The following is a 15001-nucleotide window of genomic DNA, read 5'->3' on the forward strand; positions in this document are numbered from 1 at the left end:
TTACGCACCTTGATCTGCTGGCTTCGACTCATCGATTCGAACAGGCACGCCATTCCTTACACGCTGTAAGCCTTGAGTGATGACAACATCAGTCGGTTTCAGTCCTGATTGGATGATGATGCCAGTTTCAACTTGAGTACCAAGTACAACATTGCGACGCTCAGCAACGTTACCTTCCGTTACAACCATAACGAAATCGCCTTCAAGGTCGGTCTGAACCGCACGGCGTGGAACTGTCACTACGTCAATCGCTTCTTTTTCCATCAGTTCAACACGAACGTGCTGACCTGGAAGTAAGCGCTGCTCTGGGTTTTCAACAATGGCACGCATCGCCAATGTACCCGTGTTTAGGTTGATACGGTTACCCAAGAAGTCGATCTTGCCTTGCTGATCAAATACTCGGCCATCTTCTAGAATGATATTAACCGCAACACCATTAGACTCGTCTGAGCCGTCACCTTCGATGGCATCCATACCCAATGCAAGACGCTCACGCTCACTGATGCTGAACGATGCGTAGATAGGATCCATACTCACCAGCGTCGTCAACACGCCTGATGAAGGAGAAAGCAGATCACCAGTACTGACTTTGCTGTCGGAAATACGACCCGTGAATGGTGCACGAATGGTGGTATAAGAAAGGTTCACTTCAGCTACTTTTAGCTGAGCTTTACCCGCTTCAAGTTGCGCTCGAGCGCTCATTAACGTTGCCGTTAATGCATCGAACTCAGCTTGAGAAATATTGTTGGATTTAACGAGGTTTTTGCCACGCTCAAAATCAAGCTCAGCTTTTTTTAGAGCCGCTTCAGCTTCGGAGACCATCGCTTTCGCGCTAGCTACCTGAGCTTCGAAAGAAGAAGGTTCAATGGTGTATAACTCTTGACCTTTTTCGACAATTTGACCTTCTTGGAAATGACGTTCCATCAAGTAGCCCGTTACCTGAGCGGTAATGGCAGTATCTTCTACCGCGTCCATACGTCCAATGTAAGACTTGCTTTGTTGATGTGGGACGACCTCTACGGCAGTAGTCTGCACAAGAGGTGCTGGCGCGTTTTGCGTCGCTGTTGTTGATTCACCGCAACCTGCTAAGAACAGTGCAGAGATAACGCTAGCAACTAGTATTTTTCTAGGCATTGAAACACCCTATTTATCTTCTGAAATTGGAACAAGCTTTGGCAGACTAACAAATCACAAGTCCGATGAATGTCCGAGAAGTATTAATAGTTACTACGAAAGTGTTTCAAAATATAACAAGCTGTTTTTACGACGCTTTTTCACTTTCCGGCGGGAACGCGAGATCATGTAATGTCATAAAATCAGAACGAATTTCTTGCTCTAGGTGCGTGGCGAGTTCTGTTGGGCAAAAAATCATGACATGGACGATTTGCTCGCCCGTCGCGCCACTTGAGATATGAATATGTGGCTCAGAGCCCGGTAGGTCTACGCCGGCATGTTTTTCTATGACGCCGTTATAACGCCTAGCAACATCGATAAAACTCTCGCTATGGTGCTCTATTTTAGCCGTCAGTTCTGGTAGCAGTGGGAATAGGTTTTTAAACCCTGGAACTATTATAGAGAAGCCATGGTAAACATAGCGCTTCATAAAGTTAAGATTCTTTACCGGATAAGTAAAAAACATGCTGTTAGGTAGAGTTATGGTTTTTCCTGTGAAATGGTATTGACCATGATAAAGATCGATCTCTTGTATCACGGTCGCCATCAAATTATGTTCGATGACTTCTCCACTCGTCTTCCCAACTTCAATCCAATCACCGATGCGAAAAGACCGAGAGCTCGCGCGCTGAATCGATCCCGTGAAACACAGAATAATTTCTTTGGAAGCCACCACAATAGCAACAGCAATCGCCGTCACCGAGAGCGCAAACTCGCTGATTTCTGACTTCCAGACCAAGAACAAGGTCACTACGATAATGGCGAACGAGCCATTTTTAGTGCGCGACATCCATTTACGTTGGTCCTCAGACAAAAACGCCACATCGCCCCGTATTCCTGACAGCGTTATGCGGCGTATTACGAGTATGAGAGTGACAACCAAGACGCTCAACAGCAGTTTGTTTTCTGCCAAAAATGTGATGATTTTCTGAACGTCTTCCATGGTCGCCTACTGCTGCATTATGAATGTCTCCTAACGATAACGAATCGCTGTGTCTTTCGCAATTTGCACTATCACATTCACAGCCAATTCCATCCCTTGAAGAGTAATAAACTCATGAATGCCATGGAAATTGTAGCCACCAGTGAACACATTTGGACACGGTAAACCCATAAACGAAAGTCGAGCCCCGTCCGTGCCACCGCGAATTGGTTTGATGTTTGGTTTAACCTCACACGCTTCCATTGCAGACTTAGCAATCTCGATAATATGTGGGTGAGGCTCCACCTTCTCACGCATGTTCGAGTAGTTGTCAGTGATCGTTAGCGACACTTTGTCACCATGAGCATTAAACGCTGCTACCTTATCTTCTAGGTAGGCTATACGTCTTTCTAGCTCTTCACTATCAAAATCACGAATAATGTAATTCAACGTCGACTTAGTGACAGACATCTCTGCATTGCTTAAATGATAGAAACCTTCATAACCAGATGTGCACTCTGGCGTTTCTGCTGCCGGCATGTCAGCATGGAATCTTGACGCTGCCGTCATCGCATTAACCATTTTACCCTTTGCGGTGCCTGGATGAACGCTCACGCCAAGAAACTCAACCACAGCGGCTGCGGCATTAAAGTTTTCATATTCAAGCTCGCCTACAGGACCACCGTCTACCGTATACGCCCACTCTGCGCCGAATTTCGCTACGTCAAATAGATCGGCACCGCGACCAATTTCTTCGTCGGGTGTAAAGCCAATTTTAATGTCTCCGTGAGGGATCTCAGGATGCTGAAGAAGATACTCGACCGCTGAGATGATCTCTGCAATACCAGCTTTGTTGTCAGCACCAAGTAGAGTGGTACCGTCTGTAGTTATGATGTCGTGACCGTGCAAATCGTGAAGGTCTGGGTATTGAATTGGGGATAAGACTTCATCACCTTTGCCAAGCGCAATGTCACCACCTTGGTAGTTCTCAACCAGCTGTGGTTTGACGTTTTTGCCTGACGCATCGGGTGCCGTGTCCATGTGGGCAATAAAGCCGATCGCAGGCACTTGCTCTTGGATATTCGATGGAAGGGTTGCCATCAGATAGCCATTAGCATCTAAAGAAACGTTTGATAATCCCAGTGAGTTCAACTCTTGCTCAAGAAAACGAGCAAAATCTATCTGTCCTGGAGTACTCGGGCAGCACTCTTGCGACGGGTTGGATTGCGTGTCAAACGTGACATATTGAAGAAACCTGTCGAGAAGACTTGTCATATTTTCACCTATAGCTTTGGGGGGAATCTCTAAACTCATCATACGGATTAAGCCCCGAGGGAAATTGCGATGAATCAGGTTTATCTGATTTGAAGGTAACTTTCTTAACTTAATATACTCATTTACAAACAAATATACGCCTAACGACCTACGCCCTAGGTTCAGCGTTAGAGGGGGGATGTGAGTTATATATCTAACTGGAATAATAAGTGACAGTTCTATGACGATGAGAGCAGATACGATGAACCATCCACATTTTCTATCGACACCAATTGCGCGACAAACGCAAACGAAACGTCAAAGCACAGCTTGTCCAAAAGAGCTAGAGCGAATCGCACTGGTTAAACAGATGCAAAAGCAAGGTGGCTTAGACGCTCATACGCCTTGTCGTTAGACAACAGATACAAAAAAAGCACCTTTAAGGTGCTTTTTCTCTCGCGATATTATCGATAAAGACCAATATCACGCTGCATATGGCTAGATAGCTCATTTGCGTGGTAAGTTGGTTCTACATCACCTTTACCGAACAAAATATCTAGGAAGTGTGCAATCAATCCTTTGAAGTTAACCGCGTAGGTTTTCTTATCCATAGAGGGTGCGATAGCGATGGTTTCGATGTTCATTGCTTGTGCCATGATTGCCTCTCTTAAAACTGGGTAACTCGTTGTTGTTGATGACAATATTAGGCAAAAAAACGCTGTTTAAAAAATGACAAATTTTGGACATTCGGATTAGTTATTCTAATAAAACAGATTATTAACAAACACTTGTATGACATATGCGATCATGGCGACTATTTATTCATAAAAAATCAATACTGCCGAATTATTACGCGCCAGCCTTATTAGGTCGCACAAATTGTTACCAGAATGATAAAAAAAAACCTCCCATTAAATGAGAGGTTTTTCGCAATTAGCGTTAGCTATTCTTATTGACGACTTCAGGAAGCTGTTTTTCTTTATAGATAGAAGCGAGTGTCGCTACTGTCATCGTCGTCATAATGACGCACAGAGAGATCCAAGTTGGGATTTCCCAAGCCGATCCAACCAACGCCATCTTGATACCAATAAATATCATGATGAACGACAGAGCTGGCTTAAGGTACACGAAGCGATTCATCATTCCCTCTAACACAAAGTAGAGCGACCTTAGCCCCAATAACGCGAATACGTTAGCTGCCAATACTAAGAAAGGCTCTCTGGTCACCGCAAATATCGCCGGAATTGAGTCTAACGCAAACAAGATATCCATAAACGCGATGACACCAATGACGACCAACATCGGCGTAAACACGCGCTTGCCGTTTTCAATAATCGATAGTTTGTTGCCATGGTATGACTCCGTCACTGGCAATAAACGTCTAATTAAACGTTCTGGCAATGGATTAATTTCATCCTCACCATGATCACGAGCTAATTGAATACCGGTCCAAATCAAAAACGCCGCAAACAGATACATCACCCAGTGGAACTGAGACAACAGCTGAGCCCCTACACTGATCATGATTGCCCTTAACACTAGCGCACCAATCACACCCCAGAGCAACGCACGTGGGCGCAAATGCTGAGGTACTGTGTACTGATGGAAGATAATTGCAAAAACAAATAGATTGTCGACACTCAGCGACTTTTCTAATAGGTAACCAGTTAAGAAGGATACGGTCGCCTTTTTAGCCGTGTAATCACTGTCCGGCGCGTAAAAGTCCCAGAAGAAATAGATGGTCGCTGCAAAAACAAATGCCAACACAAACCAAAAACCGCTCCAAATAGCTGCTTTTCGAATCGTGATTTGTCCGCCGCGAGTTTGATAAATATCCAGCGCGACCAACGCAAGCGTCAGTAACAAGAAACCAAGATAGATTGATGGGCTCATAAGTCCTCCAGACGGAAGGACGAGGGATCTTGGGTCGACCTTCCGCAAACCAATAAAATACCAGTGCACTAGATACACTGATTCTATGATTGCGTTGGTCTCGTCAAAGCACGTTAGAGCGCTCTTATTTGCCGGATAAGTTGCTTGCTATATAGAGCAATAACTTAACGAGATGACGACAAATAAACGGGTGACTACTCCCCAAAACGGGTGAATTCTATGACTATAAATTAGTGGTGTCTATTAAAAAGATCCCAAAAACGAAAAAACCAGCATAATGTAGGATGCTGGCTTCACGTCTTGGTATGTAAAGTATTGATTATGCTTTAACTTTAGTCGTTGTTTTCTGGTTTGTTTCTTTCCAGTACTGAATACGACAACGATGAAGTTGGGCACGTCTCATTTTTTTCATGGTTAACTCCTTCTAAACTTTACGCAATCCACGTTACTCATCGAATGTAACAGTGAAATGACAACCGTAAGACCGTTGTGTGACACAGTGAAGGAAGTCGTTGTTTGCCTCTAGTTGGCGTTCGACTCACGATTCCAAATAAGTTGAATGCTCTCTGTGTCGCTGGTCATCAATAGCGTTTCTGTTGCTAACGTATTCTGAATCTCATTTTTCCTGACCCAGGTAAATAATTTGGACGTGGAAATGGGATATAAGTTCAAAAATTCAATCAGTTTCTTATCCGCAGTTTGAGCTGTGCCCTGATTGAGCAATTCTTCAACAGTCACGCTTTCCCCGCCAACACTGGCTTTAATGAGGTGATAACTGTCTTTGCGAAGCGACGTTTGTACATGCGTGTAGTTATGTACATTGAATGGAAATGTGTAGGTGATTTTGCTCACTAAGTCGTCGGGCTCTACGTAAATAACCACATCAAGTTGGATACCACGGTAAACCTGATCGAAGCTGCAGTATTCGACGCCCTCGGTTTCACCACAGTCGTAGGTCTCCGACAAGGCTTGTACATGCTGTTTTGTGCTGATATCGAGAACACCGGAGACAAACTGGGTCACCCATTGCTCGCTCGCAAGCGATGCATTGCCATACAACAAAAGTAAAAGAAGCAGCGTTCTATTCATTGCACTCTCTTAAATAACATGACGAAGAAAAACGGTCAAAGACAGCCTATCAATTTATCTAACAACTCCCCTCCTCCCCTCACTCTCATCCCCTAAGGCGATTTTGTGAGCAACTGCAAATTATGAGGCGTAGTCATTCGGAAGGATGTGGCGATGATTCACTCAATTTATATTAGCGTTGGAAAACTAAAATAAATGGAATGAACATGAGACAAAAGACCCTACTTGCCTGCATGCTACTTGCTTCGCCAGCACTATTCGCATCACCGTATCTTACGGTTTCGACGTCGACGACAAGCCGTGACTATCCTATCGTTGCCGACGAACCACTAGTTATTCCTCTGACTAAAGACAAATACCAGCTTAAAATCTCTGGCATTGACGGTGACTGTACTAATGAGTTACCGAACAAAGTGAAGTTTAACACCCCAATTCCGCTGCTCTGTGGTAGCGACTCCGTGTTGCCACTAAATATACGTTTTACCGGAGATTATTCGTTTACTTACAGTGCAGAAGACCATTCTTTAGTTTTTAAACGACAACCTAAAAAAGTCGCTAAAAAAGAGTTCAAGCGACCCATTCCAAATGTTCAGTGTGAAACTCTTCCAAGTGAGCCTCAAGTTATTGCGGTTGGAGACAGCTACCCTGATGGCACGCAATTGCGTGACGTGTTTACCAATGACATTGTGACCGTTAAATCAGGCAAAATTACGGTGAAACCTAACCAAGCATCTGGTGGCTTAACTTTGCTAGAGCCCGTCGAAACCACTCCAAAATCGGATGCGCTTAACTATCGCAATGCCAACATCTATTTTGTCATGGTTGATAGGTTCAACAACTCGAATCCTGGTGCGCCTCAACCTTATGGTCGCCAGTCTGATGGCAAGGATAACATTGGTACATTCCATGGTGGGGATCTCAATGGTATCACTGAGAAGCTCGATTACATTAAAGCGCTAGGGACCAATGTCATCTGGCTCTCACCAATTGTTGAACAAGTCCATGGTTTTGTTGGTGGCGGTGATAGCGGCTCGTTCCCATTTTACGGCTACCACGGCTACTGGACGCGTGACTTTACCAAAATTGATGAAAGCTTCGGTAACGATGACGATCTAAAGCGTTTAGTGGATGAGGCACACAAGCGCGGCATTAAGGTTCTGCTAGATGCCGTGATTAACCACCCTGGCTACTCTACGCTTGCAGACATTCAGTTTGATGAACTAAACGTACTTAAGCCAGAGCACCAACTGCCAGAAAACATCGCTGCTTGGCAACCAACATCATCAGAGAACTGGCATAGTTACCATTCCAATATCGATTATCAAAGTGATAAATGGACGCACTGGTGGGGACCAGATTGGGTGCGCACAGGCTTACCTGGGTATGAACAACCAGGTTCAAGTGCCATTACCCTCTCACTTGCTGGGTTACCTGATTTTAGAACCGAGTCCACCAAAGCCGTAACGCCACCTAAATGGCTTCTAGAAAACCCTGGTACGCGCGTAAAAGCGAGAGAAAATCAGACCGTTGCGGATTATCTTATTGAATGGCAGACCGATTGGGTCAAGCGCTTTGGTATCGATGGCTATCGTGTAGATACCGTTAAACACGTTGAAGGTGAAGTATGGCAACGCTTGAAAGCAGAAGCAACGAGCAGCCTTGAACAGTGGCGCAAAGAAAACGGCAAGCAAGGCCAACCATTCTGGATGATGGGCGAAGTATGGGGACATAGTGCTCACCGCACGCCTTATTTTGATGATGGCTTCGACGCATTGATCAACTTTGATATGCAGAAGAAACTGGATAAAGGCGCCGCGTGTTTTAGCCAAATGGCGGAGACATATCAGAACTATGCCAACTCGATTCAAGAGTCAAAAGATTTCAACCCAGTAAGCTACATGTCATCGCACGATACCGAGCTGTTCTTCAGTCGATTCAAAGATTACACCATGCAGCAAAACGCCGCGAACGCGCTACTGCTTAGCCCTGGTGCCGTTCAAGTCTACTATGGTGATGAAGTGGGTCGAAACATAGGACCCTACGCCGATGACTTCCACCAAGGTACTCGCTCAGATATGGTTTGGGAGCTTAGCAAAGACAAGCAAGCACTGTTAAAACATTGGCAGACTCTTGGTCAGTTCCGTGACCGCCATCCAGCAGTTGGTGCCGGTGAACATAAGGTCATCGATAACGATAACGCCTATGTTTTCTCTAGAGAACTAGACCAAGACAAAGTCATCGTTGCTTACTTTGGTAACTAGAGAAAAAGAAACGTAGAAGCATTAAAAAGGCTCCTCGGTGAACATCCTTGGAGCCTTTCTTGATTAGATTATTTATAGCCACCCTCTATCATTGGCTCTTCTAGTCGTAATCGCACTTTGTTGCGCTGTATCGCTTCTGGCGGCAGGCTAATGAACCCAAACTGATTAAGAGTTGCCTTTTGCTTGTCAGAAAGCGTCAGGCCGATAAAGAACTCTTCTTGCTCGTTAAAGTACTCTCTGTTTGGCGGGAGATCGAGATACATGTAGTAGACACTTGCCAACGGATATCGACCCGACAAGATCGTCTCTTTGTTCACATCGTAAGACTCCCCAAACTCATTGGTCACTTTTAGGATGTTTTGCTCATTTAAGTCATCGGTATACACCGAGTAAGCAATCGCATCTTTTTGACCCGAGACTTCGCTAAGCAGAGCCTGCTTGTCGAAAACAAAATTAGTTGCCGCAAACTCACTTTGATCACAAGACACCCAGCTCGAAAATCTCTCATGTCCTATCAGTTGGTTATCGATAGCAAACGGAACCATAGGTCCAAGCTCGTTACCGTCACTATCTCTCCAACGAGTGACTTTCGGCTGCTCGTTACAACCAAACACAGAGCGCAACTCAGCTACTGTGATGGACTTGGTTTGATTGTCCTTGTTGGCAAGTATCGCGATGACATCCGCAGTAAAAAACAATTCTGTGGGCTTGTACCCCCTCAAGTGAGTAAATTTAGCTATTTCATTGTCCTGCCATTTGCGAGAACTGATACCAAGTAGCATGTTATCGTTGGTCAAACTACTGGGAATATCCATGCTCTGCTTCACATCGATTTCGAGCCCCTTAGCATTCACCAGCGCTTGCATTACAGGCACTAGGTTGGGCTCGACCGCAACAACAGAGTGCTGTGTGTCAGGAGTATTGGCGTGCACACTCACGCTAAAAGCGGTCGCAGCCGTCATGAAAATCAGTGGCTTATTCACTAGGTGCCTCCACTTTCGTCGAACTGGTTAGGTTTTCTTCTGACGTGAAGATATCCCATGCTTTTACAGCGGACATCTCTGGATGGTAGAAAACAGCAATGGTACGGCGTTTACGTTGCTTGAGCTGTTCTGTGTATTGCGTAACCTCGGTAAACTCTTGCTCGGAGATCCTTTGACTATCAATGCCCAGATTTTCTATGGCTAGCTTAATTGCAGCGGTACGCCTTTTCGCTAGTGCTCGGTTGTAGTCATTTGTTCCTTCAGAGCTAGTATCACCAATCAAGACAACATTCGCATCTGGTGTCTCTTCTAACATGCGCGCAAGCTTATTGACGGTAGGCTCTTGATCCGGACGTATCACAGACTTGTCGTAATCAAAGTTCACCGTCACTAAAACCGGCTCGTTAGAGAACTTCCACTCGGCACATCCTTCATTGTCAACAATCGTACCCGCTGGCGTGTCCAGACATCGGTCACGTTGATTTATAATGCCGTCACCATCTTGGTCACGAAGGTCATCAATCTGGTGGCGTGTCGTTTCTGTGTTTGGCGTTTCGGCGCAACCAAATAACAAGAGTAACGAGAGAGCAATAATTGATTTATTCATTATGAATCCCCCTCTTTTTGCCACTCTTCAGGGTGCTCAACACGAAGTGCGTAAGTCAGAACTCCCATTGCATTCAACAAACGGTAGGCGGCAAACGTTCTATCGTATTTACTGCGCACATAGTTTTGTCTCGCTAAGAAAACTTCCACCTTCGCATCGAGCACATCAAGAAGGCTTCGGCGACCTACGTTAAACTGTTGGATATAACCAAGTTCGGCAATCTTCGCGGCATCGACGTTCTGCTCTAATAAGCGAATCTGTTGCTCTAACATGGAATAAGCGTTCCACGCTAGCTCAGTTCCCTCTCGCACCTCTCGCTCCGTTCTCACTCTTATTGCCCTTGCTTCTTCAAGCCTCCATGCGGAAGACTCAACTCTGGAGTCGGTCGAGAAACCATTGAAAAGATCGTAATCAAGCACCACCATGGCACGCATATCTTCATCGGGACCAATGACATTGCCTATGTTTCGATTTTTGTTTGCGTGTAGCTCAATTTTTACTTCAGGATAATAGTCCCCTTTCTCCCTGCGGATCTCCTGTCGAGCTGCATCCATATCCACCATGGCGGCCTTAATCTCTGGGTGGTTATCGACGGCTTGTTGAAGCGCGACGTCTAACGTGCTTGGCAGAAGCGCACTGTCAAACTTTGGAAATACCAAGTTACTCCCTGGTTTTCCTACCTGACGGAGGAACTGAGTTTGAAGATCAAATAGGTTGTTTTGTGCAGCTATCTGAGAAGACTGCGCCGTAGCTACACGAGCCGATATTTGCGCTAAATCCGAATTACTGGCAAGCCCTTGAGATTTTTTATCTAGAACATCTTGGTAGATTTCTTGATGCTCAACCACGTTGCGGTTGGCAAGCTGGAGTAAGGTTTCTGCCTCAAGAAGCTCTAGGTAAAGCCTAGTTACATCAAGTGAGACGTTCTCCGCTCTAGATATCAAAGTAAGGCGCTCTGCTTCCGCCTCATACCCTAAACGCTTCACGTTGGCACTAGTGCCAAAGCCGTCAAATAGCAGTTGGGAAACTCGAAGGCCTAACTCAGTACGATTGAGTCGTCGATCATCGGGGTCAATAAAGTTACCATTATTATATCGAGTTTCTTCTACCCCAGCGGCAGCGTAGAGGTTCACTTGCGGTAATCTGTCGCCACCCGCTGCGTCACCATCTCTGATAACGGATTGATAACGCGAGTATTGGGCCAATACTTCAGGGCTGTAATCAATAGCAAAAGCTACCGACTCTTCTAACGAAATGGCACTAGCCGCCGATGTAAACACCATGGGCGATAGAGCCAAACAACTCGATAGCACGAGTTTTGTCACACGCATATCGTTTCCTTGTAGTTATTATCTTTCTCTCATTGAATTTTCTTTCGCTCTCAATATGGGTTTTAACCAATACTGCAAAACCGTTTTTTCGCCTGTGAGAATATCCACTGCTGCTTGCATACCCGGTATAACAGAAAACGTCCTACCATTTTCTTCCGGTTCAGAGAGCTCTATATGAGCCCGGTAATAAGCCACACCATCTTCCGTTTGTAGAGCATCGGCACTCACATAAGTCACCGTACCTTTTTGACCGCCGTATATAACAAAATCATAGGATGAAAACTTCACCATTGCCTCTAAACCTACTGAAATAAAAGCAATATCTTTAGGAGCAATCTTCGCTTCTATGATCAATGCCGAGTTTTCGGGCACCAATTCCATGATCGGCTCACCGGGGCGAACTACACCTCCAATGGTCCTGACAAAAACCTCTTTAACGGTGCCGTCCAAAGGCGCGACCACCTCAGTTCGTCTTAACTGATCGGCAATTGCTTGTCTGCTTTCATTTAACTGAGCGAGGGTGGCCGATATTTCGTTAAGTTGCCCTTGAGCTTTAGTTCGAAAGTCCAAGGCAATACCGCGATGATCAGCGATAGCTTCTGAGTAAGCCGCATGCTGTTTTTGCGCGGTCACAATTGCGCTCGATAGGTCACCCTCGATTCGAATCACATCACGATTCAACTTCAGAAGTTCGACTTCGGCCACCGCTCCGCTCTCTACTACCGCTTTCAAAAGATCGCGCTCTTTCTTCACGATGGACAGACTGCTTTGTAATGTTCGAATAGCGTTCTGCGTATCACTCACAGCCTGAGCCTGCTGCTCTATTCGCAGCTTTGATTCTTCAAGTTCAGACGAAAGCTGACTTAGGCGCTCTAGATAGTTGGCTTGTGCATTAAAAAGTGCGGGGCTAGACGAGTCGTTGCTTACGATAGATCGTGGCTCAATTTGAACCTGCGACTCCCAATTAGGCTGACTGATATCAACCTTCACGCTGGCCAGTTCAGCTTCTAGCCTTAATCGCTGAGCGGTCAAGCTATCAAACTGTTTCCCTGTTTCTTGGTAAGACGCTCTAAAGCGCGTGTCATCCAATATCGCCAGAGTTTGACCCGCTTTCACGCTGTCTCCTTGGCGCACTAAAATGTTCTCGACAATACCGCCTTCCAGACTTTGAATTGATTGCACTGACTGGCTCGGCACCACAGTACCTTCGCCGACGACAACCTCTTCCAACGTTGCCCAAGAAGCCCATAGCAAGGCACAAATAAACAGGCCTGCGATAATCCAAATTAGTTTTCTAGAACGATAGGCGAGCTGAGTATTGCTCCACTCAATATGACTAGTGCTCATCGTTACCCCCTTTGACGATAGCGATGTTCTTCACTTTGTGTTTTTGTTGACTGGGCTTGTCGAGCACTGTTTTTGGTGGCCCCTCTAGCACCAACTTGCCTTTGTCGAGAACAACCACTCGGTCACAGAGTGACAGTAGCGATTGACGGTGAGAACTAATCACAATAGTCATAGTGCGTGGCATTCGAGCAAGTGCTTGGTAAAAGCGACGCTCTGCCTGATTATCTAGTGCACTCGTTGGTTCATCCAGTACGAGGAACCTTGGCTGCCGGTATAACGCTCTGGCTAGCGCAACGGCTTGACGCTGCCCGCCGGATAGGTGGCGACCACCTTCACCTACTTGTGTCTCGAGACCATTCTCCAGGCGCGACATGTAATCATTGAGCCCTGAATATTGAATAGCATAAGTGAGCCGTACTTCATCAATCTTGGTTTCACCAAACACAATGTTTTCGAGCACAGAGCCGAACATCAATACGCTACTTTGTGCCACCCAACCCGAAGTTTTTCTTAACACGCTGTGTGGCCACAATTTTGCGTCCAGACCTTCAAAATAGAGCTGACCACTACTTGGCTCAACTTGCTTAAGCATGAGTGATAGCAAGGTTGATTTACCTGCTCCTGCGGCACCTATCACACCGATGCGCTCTCCAGGACTGATTTCTAAGGAAATATCTTTAAGCGCCGCAGACGTGGTTTCAGGATAGAGATAACCAACATTGTCGAGTTTGACGTGCCCATTAAATTCGCCTCTATCAATCACCTGCTGGTTGCTCTCTTCTTGAGGCAGTTCCATGATCTGATTTAGCCCGACTAAGGCAGCTCGTGATTGCTGATAACGGAGCATCAACATAGACAGCTGGTTGATTGCACTTCCTGCGCGACCACTCAACATGACAATGGCGATAAGCCCACCCATTGTCAGTACACCTTCTGCGATTTGGTAGACACCAAATACAATAAGTGACACGGTCACTATTTGTTGGCTAGATTGAATGCAATGGGTAACAATGTTGGTATACGTTCTAGAACGGGTTTGCCAAGTCGACAGAGATGAAATGATATTCTCCCATCGCTTTTGCAAAACACTTTCAGCGTTGTTCTGTTTGATTTCGGGTAAGGCGTTTAGTGCTTCGATAAGCTGAGCCTGACGCTGAGTCGAGAGCCGCGACGTTTCTTCAAGCGTATTCTCAACGTTGCGCTTCATGACTACGCTGATGATGAGCAAAAGTGCCATCACACCGACAGGGATCCACATCATCGCACCACCGAGCCAGCCAATGAGCACAAGAAAAAGTACTGTAAATGGAAGGTCAACCAACGTTACTAAGGTGACTGAAGTGAAGAACTCTTTAACCGAATCGAAATCCTGAAGTTGACGAGCAAATGCGCCCGTCGATTGTGGTCGATTCTCTAACTTCATGCCCACTGTCTTGCTAAACAGTGTCGCTGAGAGTTTATTGTCGATATAGCGGCTCGCCATATCCGTCACCGAACTTCGTGACTCTTTTAATATCCAGTCGAATACGACAACGATCATCACCCCTGCTGCCAATACCCACAAGGTGCTTAACGCTTGGTTTGGGACAACTCGATCATAAACGTTCATAGTAAACAGTGGCAAGATCAACGCGAGTAAATTGATAACGAGAGAGGCAATCAACAAGTCTCTATACCAAGGACGCACTTCCTTTAACGTTCGCCAAAGCCAACTCGTCGGTGTAGAAGGCTTTAACTCCTCGACACGACTATCGACAGCCGGCTCACCACTTACCTGCCAGATTGAAGGGGTTGACGTTTTTCGTAGCTCAGTAAGCGTGGTATCTCGCTGTTTAAACTCTTCATCAACGACCAAATAGGTAACAGTTTGCCCTTGTACTTTGGTAATAACTAATGGCTGCTGAGTGTCTGAATCCACCATCACGAATGGTGGTTTCGCTCTTGCAATGGAGTTCGAGCTTAACTCAAGAGACGTTAAAGAGGTTCGCTCCAATGCCCTTAAGAACAAAGGCTCAGACAACTGTCCATCATCAAGTGGCAGGCCACTGATTATTTTTATCGGATGACACCGCACCTCGTGGTGCTGGCATAACCACTTAATGGTCTCTAACCAATTATCCCTAGTTTGGTTTTCCACTGCA

The 15001-nt window shown here is 45.8% G+C and carries 13 protein-coding genes; 2 read left to right on the plus strand and 11 right to left on the minus strand.

The window, feature by feature from the left end; genetic code table 11:
- The 3 genes from LY387_RS16715 to pepT form a co-directional block, all read right to left on the minus strand.
- Positions 1 to 1134 (minus strand): efflux RND transporter periplasmic adaptor subunit, encoded by a 1134-nt coding sequence (locus LY387_RS16715; protein ID WP_234496904.1) that lies wholly within the window; start codon positions 1132 to 1134, stop codon positions 1 to 3.
- A gap of 127 nt (positions 1135 to 1261) precedes the next feature.
- Complete coding sequence (locus LY387_RS16720; protein WP_234496905.1) at positions 1262 to 2116, minus strand: mechanosensitive ion channel family protein; 855 nt, start codon at positions 2114 to 2116, stop codon at positions 1262 to 1264.
- 30 nt (positions 2117 to 2146) lie between these two features.
- Positions 2147 to 3370, minus strand: a complete 1224-nt coding sequence (gene pepT / locus LY387_RS16725; protein ID WP_234496906.1) for a peptidase T — start codon at positions 3368 to 3370, stop codon at positions 2147 to 2149.
- Positions 3371 to 3590: 220 nt separating this feature from the next.
- Between pepT and LY387_RS16730 the strand changes: the two genes are divergently transcribed.
- Positions 3591 to 3764, plus strand: a complete 174-nt coding sequence (locus tag LY387_RS16730; protein WP_234496907.1) for a hypothetical protein — start codon at positions 3591 to 3593, stop codon at positions 3762 to 3764.
- A 49-nt stretch (positions 3765 to 3813) separates the two neighbouring features.
- Here LY387_RS16730 and LY387_RS16735 read toward each other — a convergent pair whose 3' ends face one another.
- From LY387_RS16735 to LY387_RS16745, 3 genes are all read right to left on the minus strand, one after another.
- Positions 3814 to 4005, minus strand: a complete 192-nt coding sequence (locus LY387_RS16735) for a hypothetical protein (RefSeq protein WP_042471324.1) — start codon at positions 4003 to 4005, stop codon at positions 3814 to 3816.
- A gap of 283 nt (positions 4006 to 4288) precedes the next feature.
- A complete protein-coding gene (locus LY387_RS16740; protein ID WP_234496908.1) occupies positions 4289 to 5242 on the minus strand; it encodes a TerC/Alx family metal homeostasis membrane protein in 954 nt (317 codons plus the stop codon).
- A gap of 522 nt (positions 5243 to 5764) precedes the next feature.
- Complete coding sequence (locus tag LY387_RS16745) at positions 5765 to 6331, minus strand: hypothetical protein (RefSeq protein WP_234496909.1); 567 nt, start codon at positions 6329 to 6331, stop codon at positions 5765 to 5767.
- A gap of 206 nt (positions 6332 to 6537) precedes the next feature.
- Here LY387_RS16745 and LY387_RS16750 point away from each other — a divergent pair, with 206 nt between their 5' ends.
- On the plus strand, positions 6538 to 8592 hold the full coding sequence (locus LY387_RS16750) for an alpha-amylase (protein WP_234496910.1): 2055 nt from the start codon (positions 6538 to 6540) through the stop codon (positions 8590 to 8592).
- Between the two features lie 68 nt (positions 8593 to 8660).
- Here the strand turns inward: LY387_RS16750 and LY387_RS16755 are convergent, their stop codons facing one another.
- Genes LY387_RS16755 through LY387_RS16775 form a run of 5 tightly spaced genes read right to left on the minus strand, consistent with a single transcriptional unit; the run spans position 8661 to position 14997 of the window.
- On the minus strand, positions 8661 to 9554 hold the full coding sequence (locus tag LY387_RS16755) for a PstS family phosphate ABC transporter substrate-binding protein (RefSeq protein WP_419153478.1): 894 nt from the start codon (positions 9552 to 9554) through the stop codon (positions 8661 to 8663).
- Positions 9555 to 9567: 13 nt separating this feature from the next.
- A complete protein-coding gene (locus LY387_RS16760; protein ID WP_234496912.1) occupies positions 9568 to 10182 on the minus strand; it encodes an OmpA family protein in 615 nt (204 codons plus the stop codon).
- Positions 10182 to 11513, minus strand: coding sequence for a TolC family outer membrane protein (locus tag LY387_RS16765; RefSeq protein WP_234496913.1), 1332 nt, complete (start codon positions 11511 to 11513; stop codon positions 10182 to 10184). Before LY387_RS16765 ends, LY387_RS16760 begins: the two co-directional genes overlap by 1 nt.
- Positions 11514 to 11531: 18 nt before the next feature.
- Entirely contained in the window at positions 11532 to 12860 is a 1329-nt protein-coding gene (locus tag LY387_RS16770; protein WP_234496914.1) for an HlyD family type I secretion periplasmic adaptor subunit, read from the minus strand.
- On the minus strand, positions 12850 to 14997 hold the full coding sequence (locus LY387_RS16775; RefSeq protein ID WP_234496915.1) for a type I secretion system permease/ATPase: 2148 nt from the start codon (positions 14995 to 14997) through the stop codon (positions 12850 to 12852). The genes LY387_RS16770 and LY387_RS16775 overlap by 11 nt, the downstream gene beginning before the upstream one ends.
- Positions 14998 to 15001: the final 4 nt, after the last annotated feature.

The sequence above is a fragment of the Vibrio maritimus genome (genome assembly GCF_021441885.1).
Classification (GTDB): domain Bacteria; phylum Pseudomonadota; class Gammaproteobacteria; order Enterobacterales; family Vibrionaceae; genus Vibrio; species Vibrio maritimus_B.